The 14,430-nt window shown below is 59.4% G+C and carries 15 protein-coding genes, 1 tRNA gene and 2 pseudogenes; 11 read left to right on the plus strand and 7 right to left on the minus strand.

Features of this window, described 5'->3' with window-relative positions:
* Positions 1–91: 91 nt before the first annotated feature.
* Positions 92–565 (minus strand): peroxiredoxin, encoded by a 474-nt coding sequence (locus RB216_RS07155; RefSeq protein ID WP_025855402.1) that lies wholly within the window; start codon positions 563–565, stop codon positions 92–94.
* 10 nt (positions 566–575) lie between these two features.
* Positions 576–1,136: a glycine cleavage system transcriptional repressor gene (locus RB216_RS07160; RefSeq protein ID WP_003172487.1), complete on the minus strand. Its 561-nt coding sequence runs from the start codon at positions 1,134–1,136 to the stop codon at positions 576–578.
* Between the two features lie 273 nt (positions 1,137–1,409).
* Here RB216_RS07160 and dapA point away from each other — a divergent pair, with 273 nt between their 5' ends.
* From dapA to hepT, 7 genes and pseudogenes are all read left to right on the plus strand, one after another.
* Entirely contained in the window at positions 1,410–2,288 is an 879-nt protein-coding gene (dapA, locus tag RB216_RS07165) for a 4-hydroxy-tetrahydrodipicolinate synthase (RefSeq protein ID WP_016975174.1), read from the plus strand.
* A 17-nt stretch (positions 2,289–2,305) separates the two neighbouring features.
* Positions 2,306–3,421 carry an NlpB/DapX family lipoprotein gene (gene bamC, locus RB216_RS07170; protein WP_308908469.1) on the plus strand — a complete coding sequence of 372 codons (1,116 nt, stop codon included), beginning with the start codon at positions 2,306–2,308 and terminating at the stop codon, positions 3,419–3,421.
* A 4-nt stretch (positions 3,422–3,425) separates the two neighbouring features.
* Positions 3,426–4,184 carry an MBL fold metallo-hydrolase gene (locus tag RB216_RS07175; protein WP_016975176.1) on the plus strand — a complete coding sequence of 253 codons (759 nt, stop codon included), beginning with the start codon at positions 3,426–3,428 and terminating at the stop codon, positions 4,182–4,184.
* Positions 4,185–4,211: 27 nt separating this feature from the next.
* Complete coding sequence (gene purC / locus RB216_RS07180) at positions 4,212–4,925, plus strand: phosphoribosylaminoimidazolesuccinocarboxamide synthase (protein WP_028619348.1); 714 nt, start codon at positions 4,212–4,214, stop codon at positions 4,923–4,925.
* A gap of 84 nt (positions 4,926–5,009) precedes the next feature.
* A tRNA-Ser gene (locus tag RB216_RS07185) sits at positions 5,010–5,099 on the plus strand.
* Positions 5,100–5,219: 120 nt separating this feature from the next.
* Positions 5,220–5,615 (plus strand): annotated as a pseudogene (gene mntA / locus RB216_RS07190) (type VII toxin-antitoxin system MntA family adenylyltransferase antitoxin).
* A pseudogene (gene hepT, locus RB216_RS07195) lies at positions 5,605–6,056 on the plus strand (type VII toxin-antitoxin system HepT family RNase toxin). Before mntA ends, hepT begins: the two co-directional pseudogenes overlap by 11 nt.
* Positions 6,057–6,114: 58 nt before the next feature.
* Here hepT and RB216_RS07200 read toward each other — a convergent pair.
* A complete protein-coding gene (locus tag RB216_RS07200; protein WP_236318863.1) occupies positions 6,115–7,341 on the minus strand; it encodes an MFS transporter in 1,227 nt (408 codons plus the stop codon).
* Positions 7,342–7,623: 282 nt separating this feature from the next.
* Here RB216_RS07200 and RB216_RS07205 point away from each other — a divergent pair, with 282 nt between their 5' ends.
* Positions 7,624–7,872 (plus strand): hypothetical protein, encoded by a 249-nt coding sequence (locus RB216_RS07205; RefSeq protein ID WP_028619352.1) that lies wholly within the window; start codon positions 7,624–7,626, stop codon positions 7,870–7,872.
* Positions 7,873–7,939: 67 nt separating this feature from the next.
* Here the strand turns inward: RB216_RS07205 and RB216_RS07210 are convergent, their stop codons facing one another.
* The gene (locus RB216_RS07210; protein WP_028619353.1) at positions 7,940–8,878 is read right to left on the minus strand and encodes a LysR family transcriptional regulator; all 939 of its coding nucleotides are present in this window, start codon (positions 8,876–8,878) and stop codon (positions 7,940–7,942) included.
* Positions 8,879–9,036: 158 nt separating this feature from the next.
* Between RB216_RS07210 and RB216_RS07215 the strand changes: the two genes are divergently transcribed.
* The 3 genes from RB216_RS07215 to RB216_RS07225 all read left to right on the plus strand — a co-directional run bounded on the left by RB216_RS07215 (position 9,037) and on the right by RB216_RS07225 (position 12,715).
* Complete coding sequence (locus RB216_RS07215) at positions 9,037–10,356, plus strand: MFS transporter (protein ID WP_028619354.1); 1,320 nt, start codon at positions 9,037–9,039, stop codon at positions 10,354–10,356.
* Between the two features lie 13 nt (positions 10,357–10,369).
* Positions 10,370–11,599 (plus strand): Zn-dependent hydrolase, encoded by a 1,230-nt coding sequence (locus RB216_RS07220; RefSeq protein WP_068934937.1) that lies wholly within the window; start codon positions 10,370–10,372, stop codon positions 11,597–11,599.
* Between the two features lie 87 nt (positions 11,600–11,686).
* Positions 11,687–12,715: a histone deacetylase family protein gene (locus RB216_RS07225; RefSeq protein WP_236318526.1), complete on the plus strand. Its 1,029-nt coding sequence runs from the start codon at positions 11,687–11,689 to the stop codon at positions 12,713–12,715.
* 44 nt (positions 12,716–12,759) lie between these two features.
* On the opposite strand, the gene RB216_RS07230 is transcribed toward RB216_RS07225, so the two are convergent.
* The 3 genes from RB216_RS07230 to RB216_RS07240 are packed head-to-tail and all read right to left on the minus strand — an operon-like array spanning position 12,760 to position 14,396.
* Positions 12,760–13,653 carry an SMP-30/gluconolactonase/LRE family protein gene (locus RB216_RS07230; protein ID WP_236318527.1) on the minus strand — a complete coding sequence of 298 codons (894 nt, stop codon included), beginning with the start codon at positions 13,651–13,653 and terminating at the stop codon, positions 12,760–12,762.
* Positions 13,654–13,707: 54 nt separating this feature from the next.
* On the minus strand, positions 13,708–13,995 hold the full coding sequence (locus tag RB216_RS07235) for a type II toxin-antitoxin system RelE/ParE family toxin (RefSeq protein WP_308908470.1): 288 nt from the start codon (positions 13,993–13,995) through the stop codon (positions 13,708–13,710).
* Positions 13,992–14,396, minus strand: a complete 405-nt coding sequence (locus tag RB216_RS07240; RefSeq protein WP_305384112.1) for a ribbon-helix-helix domain-containing protein — start codon at positions 14,394–14,396, stop codon at positions 13,992–13,994. The genes RB216_RS07235 and RB216_RS07240 overlap by 4 nt, the downstream gene beginning before the upstream one ends.
* Positions 14,397–14,430: the final 34 nt, after the last annotated feature.

Here is a 14,430-nt window from a genome sequence, read left to right on the forward strand (position 1 = left end):
TATCGCCGGCAAGCCAGCTCCTACATATGATTTTGTTACAAATGTAGGAGCCGGCTTGCCGGCGATGACAATCCAAAGGACGCCGCAGCGATCAAGCCTTGTTCAGCGCCTGCGCCGCCGCCAAAACGGCATCCACGTGGCCTGGCACTTTCACACCACGCCATTCCTGGCGCAGCACACCTTCGCTGTCGATCAGGAAGGTGCTGCGATCCACACCCAGGTATTCCTTGCCATACAGCTTCTTCAACTTGATCACATCAAACAGCTGGCAGACCGCTTCATCCTTGTCGCTGATCAGCTCGAAGGGGAATTCCTGCTTGCCCTTGAAGTTCTCGTGGGACTTCACGCTGTCCCGCGACACCCCAAACACTTCGGTGTTGGCCGCTTTGAATGCCGCGTACTGGTCACGGAAACCCTGGCCTTCAGTGGTGCAGCCCGGGGTGCTGTCCTTCGGATAGAAGTAGATCACCACTTGCTTGCCCTTGAGGGCTGCAAGGCTGAAGGTCTGGCCGCTGGTGGCCTGTGCTTCGAAATCGGCTACGGGTTTGTCGATGACTACCGCCATGAAAACTTCCTTACATTGGGTTCTGTGGGCGCCATGGCTCGATCAGTGCGTCGAGGTTCAGGGCATCGGCGAAATCCAGGAACTGGTCGCGCAGCCAACTGATCTGCACGCCGGCCGGCAAGGTCACGGTGAACGTGGCATTCAACATGGTGCCGCCGGTTTGTGGGGCCTGGTAGGTGTCGCAGGTCAGGTTCTCCAGCTCGACGTTGTGGTCGATGAAGAACTGGCACAGTTCGTTGACGATGTCCGAACGATAGGCCGAACTGACATACGCCACATAAGGCAGGGCCTGGGGACGATTCTCCAGGGCGGCACTGCGCACCACATTGACCGTGAAGTCATGCTTCTTGGCCAGGCCCGGCAGGCCGGTTTCCAGGCGCGCCAAGGCGTCCCAGGTGCCGGAGATCTGCAGGACCAGCGCGCTGCACTCGCCGTGGCGGGTCAGGCGGGAAGTCACGACGGCGCAGCGGTTTTCATGGCTGGCGCGGCACAGGACGTTGGTCAGCTCCATGGGGTTGGCGCCGAGGGCACTGATAACAAGGAATTGTTCGCGAACTGTGGGGGTGGACATGCAGCCTTCCTAAAACGATGAGCGGTCGATACTGTGCGGGCTGTATCGATCAAAGGATGAAGGGTAGCGAAAACCGTCGCCAAGGGATAGGAGGTGGCCTTTTCATTGCGTAATCGGCTCGATTTTACCGTGCTCCTGGGCAGGCTTTGGCCCAATGATGGCATTGCCCGTCGTTTAGTTGCGCCATAACGCATCCTCAGGCGGTACTTCGCTTGTGCAAGCATCTTGGCGCCAGTACCATTACGGCTCTCTTTTTCCGGCAGGAGCGGTTGCATGATTGCGGGCAGTATGGTGGCACTGGTCACACCCATGGATGCACAAGGTCATCTCGACTGGGACAGCCTGGGCAAACTGGTGGACTTCCACCTGCAAGAAGGCACCAACGCCATCGTGGCGGTCGGCACCACCGGTGAATCGGCCACCCTCGATGTGGAAGAACACATCCAGGTCATCGAATTCGTGGTCAAGCGCGTCGCGGGTCGTATTGCCGTGATCGCCGGTACGGGCGCCAACTCGACGCGTGAAGCGATCGAGCTGACCAAGAACGCCAAGAAGGCCGGCGCCGATGCGTGCCTGCTGGTGACCCCGTACTACAACAAGCCGACCCAGGAAGGCCTGTACCAGCACTTCCGCGCCATCGCCGAAGCGGTCGATATCCCGCAGATCCTTTACAACGTGCCAGGCCGCACCGCGTGCGACATGAAGGCCGAGACCGTGATCCGCCTGTCCACCGTGCCGAACATCATCGGTATCAAGGAAGCCACCGGCGACCTGCAACGTGCCAAGGACATCCTGGCCGGCGTGAGCAGCGATTTCCTGGTGTATTCCGGTGACGATGCCACCGCCGTAGAGCTGATCCTGCTGGGCGGCAAGGGCAACATCTCCGTGACCGCCAACGTGGCCCCGCGCGCCATGAGCGAAATGTGCGCCGCCGCCATTGCAGGCGACGCCGTGACCGCCCGCGCGATCCACGAGAAGTTGATGCCGCTCAACAAGACACTGTTTATCGAATCCAACCCTATTCCCGTGAAGTGGGCGCTGACTGAAATGGGCATGATGCCGGACGGTATCCGTCTGCCGCTCACTCGTCTCAGCGAAGCCTGTCACGAACCGCTGCGACAGGCCCTGCGCCAGTCCGGCGTCCTGGTTTAATTGAGGAAGCACTACGCATGAAGCGATTGGCCGGACTTTCCGCACTTGCCTTGATTATCTCCAGCACCAGTGGCTGCGGTTGGATCTGGGGCCCGGAAGGCTACTTCCGTGACCGCGGTAGCGATTACCTGGAAGCACAACCCACCAAACCGATGGAATTGCCGCCAGGCGTCAACGTCGCCAAGCGTCTTGACCCGTTGCTGCCGATCCCGCGCAACGTTGCCGACGACACCACCAAGGGTGAGTACGTGGTGCCGCGTCCGCAGCCGATCTCGGCCGTGGCGGATGCCAGCGACTACAGCCTGCAGAAGAGCGGTGATTCCAGCTGGATCGTGGCTCAGCGCCCACCTGCCGAAGTCTGGCCAGTGGCCGTACAGTTCTTCCAGGACAATGGTTTCCGCATCGACGAGCAGCGCCCGCAGACCGGTGAATTCACCACCGCATGGCAGCAGGGCAGCGAGCTGTCCGCCACCATGGCCAAGCGCCTGCAGGCCGGTGGTGTAGCCGCCGACAGCGAAGCCCGTGTGCGTGTGCGCATCGAGCCAGGCGTGCAGCGTAATACCAGTGAAGTCTATGTGGTCAGCGCCGAGCGTCCGGCCGGCAGCACGGCCAATGTTGATTTCACCAACCGCTCGGTCAATACAGGCGTCGACTCGGCACTGGTCGACGAGATGCTGGCCAGCATGAGCCGTATCTCCGAGAAGGGCGGTTCGGTTTCCCTGCTCGCCGCACGTGATTACGACACCCCGAGCCGCGTCAGCCTCACCGAAGACGGCAGCGGCAACGTGGTGCTGAACCTGGGTGAAGACCTCGACCGTGCCTGGGCCAGTGTTGGCCGTGCATTGGAGCAGGGCCCTTGGCGGGTAGAGGACATTAACCGCAGCCTGGGTCTGTACTACATCAACGTGGCTGAAAAGGCCGAGCGTAAAGATGAAGAGCCAGGTTTCTTCAGCAAACTGTTTGGCAGCCAGCCGACCAAGGAAGAAATCGAGACCCGTGCCGAGCGTTACCAGGTTCGTTTGAGCAAGGTTGGCGAAAGCGTGCAAGTCACCGTCGAGAAGAACATCAATACCGTTGCGCCCGCTGAAACAGCGCGCAAAGTATTGGGCGTGATTCAGGACAACTTGGGCTGATTCGATGCGTTTTGCCGTTCTCGGCAGCGGTAGCCAAGGGAACGGCACGCTGGTCGCACATGACGACACGTATGTGCTGGTGGATTGTGGTTTCTCGTTAAAGGAAACCGAGCGGCGCCTGCTGCGCCTGGGGGTACACCCCGCGCAGCTGAGCGCGATTCTGGTGACCCACGAACATGCCGACCACGTGCATGGCGTGGGTTTGCTGTCTCGGCGCTACAATCTTCCGGTGTACCTCAGTCGCGGCACCTTGCGCGGGATGCGCAAACCCATTGAACCCGCAGGTTTCCTGGCCGGTGGCGAGCAGCTGCAAATCGGTGCCTTGAGCATCGAGGTGATTGCCGTGGCGCACGACGCCCAGGAACCGACGCAATATGTCTTCAGTGATGGTGAGCGGCGCTTTGGCGTACTCACCGACCTGGGTTCCTACTGCGCCAAGGTGCTGGACGGTTACCGGAACCTCGATGCCTTGATGATCGAGTCCAACCACTGCCGAGACCTGCTGGCTCGCGGTCACTACCCCTACTTCCTAAAGCAGCGGGTGGGCGGCGAACTGGGACATTTGAACAACCACCAGGCGGCGTACCTGGTGTATGAGTTGGGCTGGCAAGACTTGCAACACCTGGTCCTGGCCCACCTGAGCAGCAAGAACAACCTGCCGCAGCTGGCCCGGCAATGTTTTGTCGACACCCTTGGGTGCGACCCGGACTGGCTGCAACTGGCCGATCAAGATTCAGGGCTCGACTGGCGACACATCGCCTAGCCCACCATTTAGCAAGCGGAGCCCATCATGGAAAAACGTGAAGAACTCTACCGCGGCAAAGCCAAGTCGGTGTACAAGACCGACGACGCCAACCGCCTGATCCTGCTGTTTCGCAACGACACGTCGGCGTTCGATGGCAAGCGCATTGAACAACTTGACCGCAAAGGCATGGTGAACAACAAGTTCAACGCCTTCATCATGCAGAAACTCGAAGAGGCCGGCATTCCGACCCAATTCGACAAACTGCTGGGCGACAACGAGTGCCTGGTCAAGAAGCTCGACATGATCCCGGTTGAGTGCGTCGTGCGTAACTACGCCGCCGGCAGTCTGGTCAAGCGTCTGGGCGTGGAAGAGGGGCTCAAGCTCAACCCTTACACCTTCGAGCTGTTCCTGAAGGACGACGCCAAGGGCGACCCGTTCATCAACGAATCCCACGTCGTGGCGTTCGGCTGGGGCACCGCTGAGCAATTGGCGCGCATGAAAGAGTTGTCGCTCAAGGTCAACGAAGTCCTGAGCAAACTGTTCGACGACGCAGGCCTGCTGCTGGTGGACTTCAAACTGGAATTCGGCGTGTTCCACGACGGCTCCATCGTCCTGGGCGACGAATTCAGCCCGGACGGCTGCCGCCTGTGGGACAAAGACACCAAGAAGAAGATGGACAAAGACCGCTTCCGCCAAGGTCTCGGTGATGTCATCGAAGCCTACGAAGAAGTCGCCAACCGTCTGGGCGTACCGCTTTAATCGACGCAAGCATCTGATAGCACGGAAAAAAATCTCGTTTCGAGCTTTGCTTTCCTGAGTCACACTGTTATGATGCGCGCCGTTGGAGAGATGCCAGAGTGGCCGAATGGGACGGATTCGAAATCCGTTGTACCTTCACCGGTACCTAGGGTTCGAATCCCTATCTCTCCGCCATTATTGAATAATGAAAAACCCCCGATAACCTAAAGGTTGTCGGGGGTTTTTTGTTTGGGGCAGAAATTTGAAGATGAATTCTGCTACGGTCATTCATCGGGTGGCACCATGGGTTGTAACATGAACATTGAAGCAGTGTTGGCGCATTTATTGGCGAGTGTCCCTGATCTGATGGCCGTCTATATGTTTGGCAGTCAAGCGACGGGTTAGGCGAATGCCGACAGCGATCTGGACCTGGCAGTGCTTGCTGCTGGCACAGTGGAGCCGCTACTGCTGTGGCAGATAGCAGGAGAACTCGCTGATATTGTGGCGGTGCCCGTCGATTTGCTGGACCAGCGCGCGGTGTCCACGGTCATGCAATATCAGGTAATAACAACTGGGCGTCGGCTCTGGAACAAGGACAGTCAGGCGGGTATTTTCGAGAGCTATATCCTCAGTGAAAAAAACGCGCTGGACACTGCAAGGGCTGCGCTGTTGGCTGACATTCAGCAGAAAGGAAAAGTGCATGGTCGATAATGTGCTCATCCACAAAGCCTCGAGTATTGAGCGCTATGTGGCTCGCGCTCGCGAGGAGTACGACAAGGATCCTGCCAGTTTCGCGACTGACTTCACCCGACAGGATGCGGCGATTCTCAACATTCAGCGTGCCTGCGAAGCTGCGCTGGATATGGGGCAGCATTTTTGATCCGTCGTGAGCGGCTAGGCGTCCCCCAGGGGGCACGCGACGTGTTTCAATTGCTATCCCAAGGTGGGTGGGTGAGCCCGTCCTTGTTGACCAACCTGAAGAACATGGTCGGTTTTCGCAACATCGCCGTTCATGAGTATCAAACCCTTCAATTGCCGATCACAGTTGCGATCATCACTCAGCATCTAGGGGATTTTCTGGCGTTTAGCTCATTTATCCTGACTAAGGATGCAAGTCAGTCAGGTGCCACCACAGATACTCATCCCAATTAAACGAAAAAAGCCTGCTGAGCTCAACACTCAGCAGGCTTTTTGGTAAGTACTGGTTTGGTCAGGCAGTCTGCGCCGCCAAGCTATTGCTGACATTACGGCCCAACACCAGCACCGTCACAAAACCCACGCCCACCAACGCCGTCGCCAGGCTCAACAGCACCGCGCTGCCCATCTGGTCGACGATACGCCCGCCAAAGAACGACCCCAGCGCAATGATCACCTGGAACAACGCGACAAACAGCGGCATACCACGTTCCACATCCTTGGGCGCTACCACAAACATCCAGATACTGGCGCAAGCCGGGAAGGCGCCGAAGGCGAAGCCCCAGAGTGCGATCAGCATGGCGGCGCCGGTCAGGCCGGTGGCGAAGTAGGGGAACAGGGCGGTGCTGGTGCCGATCATCAGTGCGACCAGCAGCAGGGTGTAACGCACACTGCGGTTGGCGGCGAAGCCAGCGAAGATGTTACCTGCCACACCTGCAATGCCAAACATCAGCAGCAGTGAGCCAATAGTCGGGCCATCGAAGCCGGAGCTGTTCTTGAAGAAGGGGGCGACGTAGGTGTACGCGGCAAAGTGCGCCAGGCCGATCAGCAATACCGCGATCAAGCCGACCCGGGCCCGTGGGTTGATGAACAACGCCGGCAGGTCGCTGACGAGAATGGCTTTTTCCGGTTTGAGCGTTGGCAGCAGGAGAACTTGCGCCAACAGCACCGGCAGGCCCACCAGTGCGGTGACCAGGAAGGTCATGCGCCAGCCCATCAGGCCGCTGAGCCAAGTGCCGACGGGCACGCCGAGTACGGTGGCCAGTGTCACGCCCATCATGATGATCGAAGTGGCCTTCGCGACGTCCACGCCCCTGGGGGCCAGGCGGCCGCTGAGGGCGATGGCTGTCGCCCAGAAACCGCCGATGCTGATACCCAGCAATACGCGACCGAATAGCAGCAGGCTGAAATCACTGGCGAAGGCCACGACCATGTTGGCCACGATCATGATCAACGTCAGGCCGATCAGCAGGTAACGGCGATCCATAGCGCCAATGATCACTGACAGCAAAGGGGCCGCCAGCGCGGCCATGATGCCGGGCAGAGTGACCATCAGGCCTGCGTGGCCAGCAGTGATGCCCAGGTCCGCAGCGACATCGTTGAGTACGCCCACCGGTAGGAACTCGCTGGTCACCAGGGCAAAGGCGCCCACCGCGACCGAGAGGATCGCCAACCACTGCTGTTTGACGCTCTGTTGATTATGTTCGGGAAGGCCGCGGGGGGCCTGGCTGGCACTTGGCATAGTGTTGGGTTCCAGGATGAACGTCGCCTGAAGCCAGGCGAGGGGGAGGGAGTTAGGACGCGATTATAGGAATCAGTGCTGAAAATCGAGCAGGCGCTCGTTTCGATAGTAATCATCAGTGCTATCGATGCGACGCTCTAGCACGCACTACGTAAGCCATACACCTTTCATACAGACGTCCCCAACGTTGCCTACAGGCAGCGCATTGCAGTGGCTCCGGCAACTGATTACTTTGTGGTAGCGCACTCGATCAGGCGCTTCCCACTGCAAAGGAGTTGCAGCATGAGCAAAAACACCAAGAAAACCTCGGGCAAGATCGCGACATTGGCAGCGGATACGCTCAACAGTCCAACCTCATCAGCCACTGCCAGAAGTCTTGCCGCTTCAGCGCTAGCCCAGAAAAGCACCGACAAGCAGACCAGCGCAGAGATGGAGGAGACGGCTGGCAAAGTGCTGGGCAGCGATAAATACAACGAAGACACGAAGGCGCTTGCGGCGTCGGTGCTTTCTCAGGCCAATAAAGCGCGTTGACGCGGAGTCGATTCGATTAGGTAGGGAAAGCCCCCGTGGTCTCATCGAGCACGGGGGCCAGGTTCGCTCATCGCGCGAGTTTTTCAGAAAGGCTTTCGATAAATACCGTTTCCGCCCGGCTCATCTTCTGTTCCCGGTTCCACAGCAGATGGATATCCACGTCCGTAATGCCCTCGTCCGGCGGTAGCCGCCATAGCAGCCCGTTCTTCACATCCTCCGCCACCACATGGATCGGCAGGCAGCCCAGGCCGAAGCCGGCAATCACCAATCGCCGCACTTCTTCCAGGCTTGAAGACGACGCCACGATCCGACCGCTGAACCCTTGCTGATCCCGGAAAATCGTCAACGGCGAGAGCATCCCGCCAATCTGGTCGCTGGTAAAACTGACGAAGTTCTCAGATTGCAGGTCCCCCTCTGCCAAACCGATGCGCCCGAACAATGGATGGTGTCGCCCACAAAAAAACGCATAACGCTGGCGCAGGAACAGGTGTTGTTCCAGGCGTGGCTGCGGCCGACGGTTGAGGCTCAGACCCAGGGTCGCGGTTTTTTCCAGGAGCGCGGCGACGATGTCCGAGCTGCGCATCACCTCGACTTCCAGGTCGACCCGAGGATGTTCACGATGAAACTCCGCCAGAAATTCATCGAAGGTGTCCGAGTTGATCCGGCTGATCATCAGCAATCGCACTTTACCGATCACCTCATCGCCCGGTTTTTGCAGGGCATTGCTCATCTGCGACACCTGGCCGTACATCTCGCCGGCGATGGCGAAGATCTGCTCACCGGCCTCCGTCAACACAAAGCGCGGACCACGACGGACGATGAGTTGGCAGTCGAGTTGTTCTTCCAGTCGCTTGAGCGCTTGGCTGATTGCTGGCTGGGTCAAGTGCAGGCGGGCGGCGGCGCGGCTGATGCTCAGCTCTTGGCCAATCACACGGAAGGTGCGCAGCAGGTTCCAGTCCAGGCGGTCGTTGAGCAAGGGATGAATGTCTCGGCGGGCTTCGGGCATGGCACGGTTCGATAATAAGCAGAATTTATAATTGGAATAATAAATAGAAAATTGACTAATCATAGCCCCGAGACGATAAATCACCCTCAACAAGCGCCATCAGAGCGCATGCGTTCGACCTTTCTCCTGCCAAAAAAATAACCAAAGGAGCCAGCCCCATGAAGCCTTCCGCTTCGCCCCAGCCTCGCCGTGCTGCGGCCGCCGCTTTTATCGGCACGATGATCGAGTGGTACGACTTTTACATCTACGCCACTGCCGCAGCGCTGGTGTTTGGCCAGCTGTTTTTCCCCTCCGAAGACAAACTCTTCAGCACCATGGCGGCGTTCGGCACCTTTGCCGTGGGTTTCTTCGCACGGCCGTTGGGCGGCATTGTGTTCGGGCACATCGGCGACCGGATCGGCCGCAAGAAATCCCTGGTGATCACCCTGGTGATGATGGGCGTGGTGACCGTGTGTATCGGTCTGCTACCAACCTATGCGCAGATCGGTGCCGCTGCGCCGGTGCTGCTGATCCTTCTGCGCGTGGTGCAGGGTATCGCCGTTGGCGGCGAGTGGGGCGGTGCGGTGTTGATGGCGGGCGAGCATGCGCCGAAAGGTCGGCGCAACTTCTTTGCTTCCTTCGCGCAATTGGGCAGCCCGGCTGGGCTGATCCTGTCGCTGCTCGCGTTCAGTGCGGTCACCCGTCTACCGGAAGAAGAGTTATTGAGTTGGGGCTGGCGCGTGCCGTTCCTGGCCAGTGCGTTGCTGTTGGTGGTCGGCCTGGCGATTCGCCTGGGCGTGAATGAGTCGCCGGAATTTCTTGAAGACAAAGCCTTGGCGGAAAAAGCGCGGGCGATCAAGAAAGACCAGGCGCCTGTCATAGAGGTGCTACGAACCGCCTGGCGCCCACTGCTGCTGTGCATCGGGGCCAACACCCTGGGCATTGCCGGCGTGTATTTCACCAACACCTTCATGATTGCCTACAGCACTCAGCAACTGGGCCTACCGCGCTCGCTGATTCTGGAGTGCCTTTTCTTTGTCGCCATCATCCAGTTCTGCGTCCAGCCGCTAGCCGCCTGGGTAGCGGAGAAGGTCGGCGCCACGCGTTTCCTGTGCGCAATGACGGTGCTGGCCATGGCCTCGCCTTATCCGATGTTCGTATTGGTCAGCAGCGGCCAGGCGCCGTTGATCATCCTCGGTATTGCCCTGGCGGTGGTGTGCATGGCGTCGTTTTATGCGGTGATCGCCGGCTTCGTCAGTGGCCTGTTTGAAACCCGCGTGCGCTATACCGCGATCTCCCTGGCCTACCAGGTGTGTGGCGCGCTTGCGGGTGGTCTTACGCCGTTGATCGGCACCTGGCTGGCCCACGAATACCAAGGCCAATGGTGGCCGATGGCAGTGTTCTACAGCTTGATCGCGGCGGTCTCGCTGGTGTGTGTACTGGCGTTGTCGCGTCGGCATGCCACCGCCCACCGTCGTGAAATGGCCCATAGTGTTTGATGGAGTGTCTGTAATGTTGAAGATCAATGGCGAGCGCCTGTGGGCCAGCCTGATGGCCATGGCCGAGATTGGTGCCACGGCACGCGGTGGCAGTTGCCGCCTGGCTTTGAGCGCCGAAGACCAAGCCGGTCGCGAACTGTTCAGCCACTGGTGTACGGCCGCCGGGCTGACCCTGAGCGTGGATGCCATCGGCAATCTGTTTGCCCGTCGTGCCGGTACGGACAAGGATGCGTCGCCAGTGATGATGGGTAGCCACCTCGACACTCAGCCCGAAGGTGGGCGTTTTGACGGTGTCTACGGTGTACTGGCGGGGCTGGAGGTGATCCGTAGCCTTGACGATCACGGGATCCAGACACGCAAGCCGCTGGAAATTGCGGTATGGACCAATGAGGAGGGCGCCCGTTTTACGCCAGCCATGCTCGGCTCGGCGGTATTCACCGGCACCCTGGCACTGGATAAGGCCCTGGCCACTGCCGATGTCGATGGCATCAGTGTGGCCGAGGCTTTGCGTGCTACTGGCTACGACGGCTCACGCCCGTTGGGCGGTGCGGTAGATGCGTATTTCGAAGCGCATATCGAGCAGGGCCCTATTCTTGAGGACAACGCCAAAAGCATCGGTGTGGTCACCGGCGGGCAGGCGATTCGCTGGCTGGATGTGCGCGTCGAAGGCATGGCTGCCCACGCCGGCACTACGCCGATGCTGCTGCGTAAAGACGCCTTGTATGGCGCCGCGCAAATGATCCAGGCCCTGGAGAAACTGGCGGCGGATTTTGCCCCCGAAGGCCTGACCACCGTGGGTGAACTGAGCATCGCCAAATCGTCGCGCAACACTATTCCTGGCCTATTGAATTTCACCGTCGACCTGCGGCATCACCGCGACGTCGATATCGACGCCATGGAACAGCAAGTGCGCCAACAACTGCAGGCTATCGCCGAGCAACGCGGGCTGTCCGTGACCGTCAGTCCACACTGGATCAGCCCGGCCACACCGTTCGACGCCGACTGCGTCGCCTGCGTGCAAGCCGCTGTGGATGCCCTGGGTTACAGCCAGCAACGCATCGTCAGCGGCGCCGGTCACGACGCCATCCACCTGGCGCGCTATTGCCCGACTGCGATGATCTTCATCCCTTGCGTCGGCGGCCTTAGTCACAACGAAGCCGAAGACGTGTTGCCCGAGGACGTGCGCCAGGGCACCGACGTATTGCTCAACGCCGTGTTGAAGCGCGCCGGCCAAGCGACCTGATCACTCATATTTCAAGCCTGACCGGATTCAAATGTGGGCGCAGGCAAGGCAACTCCCACAGGTTCCGTGTTCACCCAGGAGCATCTCATGCGTACATTTTTTCATCCCGAGCAACTTTTGCATCATCCGCGCAGCTACTACTCCCGTGGTCAGATGCGCACGCCGCAGGAGGTTCCCGAGCGTGCCCGCAACCTGCTGTTGGCCGCGCAAACCTTGGGTTTCGACATCCAGCAGCCGCAGGACTACGGCCTCGGTCCATTGCTGGCCGTACATAGTGCGCCTTACCTGGCTTTCCTGCAGGAGGCCCACCAACGCTGGAAGGAAATCCCCGAAGACTGGGGTGACGAAGTCATGTCCAACATCTTCGTGCGCGAACCCAACGCCCTGCGCGGCATCCTTGCCCAGGCTGCGCGCTACCTGGCGGATGGCAGTTGCCCGATCGGCGAGCTGACCTGGCGCTCGGCCTACTGGTCGGCCCAGAGCGCCGTTGCTGCCGCCAAGGACATTCTTGATGGCGCTCCGGCCGCCTACGCCCTTTGTCGCCCACCGGGCCATCATGCTCGCTACGATGCGGCAGGAGGATTCTGTTACATCAACAATGCTGCTGTAGCAGCGCAGGCATTGCGTCAAGGTTTCCAGCGCGTTGCCGTGCTCGACACCGACATGCACCACGGCCAAGGTATCCAGGAGATTTTCTACGACCGCGACGACGTGCTTTACGTCTCGATTCACGGTGACCCCACCAACTTCTACCCCGGCGTAGCCGGCTTCGCCGAAGAGCGCGGTAGTGCAGCAGGTGAAGGCTTCAACCTCAACCTGCCAATGCCCCACGGTGCCAGCGAGGCGGTGTTTTTCGAAAAGGTGGAACTGGCGTTGGCGGCGGTGAAGAACTTCTCGGCAGATGTGCTGGTGCTGTCACTGGGTTTCGATATCTACGAGTTGGACCCGCAGAGCAAAGTCGCCGTTACGCGGGAAGGGTTTGCACGGTTGGGTGAGTGCATTCGTGGATTGGGCTTGCCGTGTGTGATCGTGCAGGAGGGTGGGTATCACCTGGAGACGCTGGATAGCAATGCGCAGGCGTTTTTTAATGGCCCGCAGGTTTGGGAGCTGCTTTGACCTGCGCACCGCCTCAACGTATGGATGAAGCGGTGGTGCGGTGTTTACGGTAAGGATTTACGTGTGTCGGGTACCAGTTCCAACACCCGGTCCCTGCCACCCTCGGCCAGCAGATAGGTCCCTCGACTGGTTGGCACAATCGACTGCGGCGCCTTCAGGAACGACAAGATCGTCTGTTGGTGCCCCTGCTTGTCTATCAGCAACAACCTCGCTCGGTGCGTGGAGTCCTCATTGACCCACAACCCGCGCTCATCGCACATCAAAAACGTCGGTTTGTTCAGGCCGGCCAGCACGTCGGGATCGCTGCCGTCTTCTGTCAGCTCACGTACCACACCCTTTTTCTTCTCGGTGTAGAGCATGCGCCCGTCGGTGCAACGGACGACGGACTCGCCTTCCTGAATCTGGTCACGCAATACGGTCAGGGTCTGGTCGCTCCAGCGATAACGCAACAGTCGCCCGACAGGCTTGCGGTCCTCGATGGCATAGAGGTAGTCACCGTCATCCCACAGGCCCTGCACGTTCTCACCTCTGAACAGTTCGCTGACGACGCCATCCTTGAGAAAGCTCACGGGCAAATTAGCGGACTCCTGGCTGAACACCCAACCACCGCGTGTGGCGAACAGGCCGTCGGGTTTGGAGAGCTTGTTCACCATCACATCACGCGTTCCATCCTTGAGGATGCGCACGATGCTGCCCTTGGCGTCATCGAGTTCCTGACTGACCATCAATGAACCATCCACCAGAGGCATCAGCGAGGCGGCCTTGGGCACATCGCGGTGCAGCACCTGCACACTCCAGCCGCTGGCTGCGCTGACAGGGTAGAAGCTTTGCCAGGCAAAGAACCCCAGGGTGGCGACGCACAGCAGTCCGATGACCCAGAGCCCTGGCTTCAGCGCCCGGCGCGGGGCACTGTTCACTCTTCCAACTGTCTTGTTCATTGATCACTCTTTATTGGTCAGGGACGACTCCCCATCGCCCTGCAACAATGCCGCTTAGTCCTGCCCACCGTAAAACACTCCGAGGATCGACACTGTTTCGGTCGCGGGGTCCGCCGTGAACGCAATGGCGGTGGTGCGTCGATAGTGCGTGATGCGTAAGTGGGTCAGCAGGTCGTCACGTCGAACTCCGTGCGAGGGAAACAGGCAAAGGTTTTCGCAGTAGGGGATGAGGTTGTCGATAAAGCGTGCCGCTACAACGGGGGAACCGGCATCGCTGATGTAGTCTTCAAGGGCGTCGAGTTGCGCCAATGCTTCAGGCGAAAAGGCTACCGTGTAACTCACGCTTTCCCGGTGCCTTGTCGTTGACGCTTGGCTGCCATGTGTTCTCGAACCTGTTCGACGGACAGCGCACGCTCGGGCTCGGCCTTGAGGGCTGCCGCAGCTGGGATCACCTCGTCCCGCAGCCAGTCTTCCATAGCGCGATCACGGGCCAGCAAGACCCTCAGGCCGTCGCGGATCACTTCACTTTCGGATGCATATTCACCGGCTGCGACTTTGGCTTTGACCAAGGCTGCCATTTCGATTGGCAAGGTAATGCTCATTTGCTGGGTTGAGCGCATGTGGAAGTCCGTCGAAGGAGAGTAGGATTCAATCCTACTTGACCATTGGCGTGATGCAAGAAGCAACTGATCGATGCCGATATCCGGCGACTCGTCGTCTGTCCAGAAGTGATAGGTTTCCATGCGTGCTACATCTCCGGTTGTTTAGGTCAGGTCG

The sequence above is a fragment of the Pseudomonas canadensis genome, from assembly GCF_030980095.1.
GTDB lineage: Bacteria > Pseudomonadota > Gammaproteobacteria > Pseudomonadales > Pseudomonadaceae > Aquipseudomonas > Aquipseudomonas canadensis.

Bases quoted from the DNA above. Each gene is read 5' to 3' on its own strand.
- purC (WP_028619348.1), top strand. From the start codon at position 4,212: ATGGAAAAACGTGAAGAACTCTACCGCGGCAAAGCCAAGTCGGTGTAC.
- RB216_RS07215 (WP_028619354.1), top strand. From the start codon at position 9,037: ATGAAGCCTTCCGCTTCGCCCCAGCCTCGCCGTGCTGCGGCCGCCGCT.
- RB216_RS07230 (WP_236318527.1), bottom strand. From the start codon at position 13,653: ATGAACAAGACAGTTGGAAGAGTGAACAGTGCCCCGCGCCGGGCGCTG.
- RB216_RS07160 (WP_003172487.1), bottom strand. From the start codon at position 1,136: ATGTCCACCCCCACAGTTCGCGAACAATTCCTTGTTATCAGTGCCCTC.
- RB216_RS07220 (WP_068934937.1), top strand. From the start codon at position 10,370: ATGTTGAAGATCAATGGCGAGCGCCTGTGGGCCAGCCTGATGGCCATG.
- RB216_RS07175 (WP_016975176.1), top strand. From the start codon at position 3,426: ATGCGTTTTGCCGTTCTCGGCAGCGGTAGCCAAGGGAACGGCACGCTG.
- RB216_RS07200 (WP_236318863.1), bottom strand. From the start codon at position 7,341: ATGCCAAGTGCCAGCCAGGCCCCCCGCGGCCTTCCCGAACATAATCAA.
- bamC (WP_308908469.1), top strand. From the start codon at position 2,306: ATGAAGCGATTGGCCGGACTTTCCGCACTTGCCTTGATTATCTCCAGC.
- dapA (WP_016975174.1), top strand. From the start codon at position 1,410: ATGATTGCGGGCAGTATGGTGGCACTGGTCACACCCATGGATGCACAA.
- RB216_RS07210 (WP_028619353.1), bottom strand. From the start codon at position 8,878: ATGCCCGAAGCCCGCCGAGACATTCATCCCTTGCTCAACGACCGCCTG.
- RB216_RS07240 (WP_305384112.1), bottom strand. From the start codon at position 14,396: ATGGAAACCTATCACTTCTGGACAGACGACGAGTCGCCGGATATCGGC.
- RB216_RS07205 (WP_028619352.1), top strand. From the start codon at position 7,624: ATGAGCAAAAACACCAAGAAAACCTCGGGCAAGATCGCGACATTGGCA.
- RB216_RS07155 (WP_025855402.1), bottom strand. From the start codon at position 565: ATGGCGGTAGTCATCGACAAACCCGTAGCCGATTTCGAAGCACAGGCC.
- RB216_RS07225 (WP_236318526.1), top strand. From the start codon at position 11,687: ATGCGTACATTTTTTCATCCCGAGCAACTTTTGCATCATCCGCGCAGC.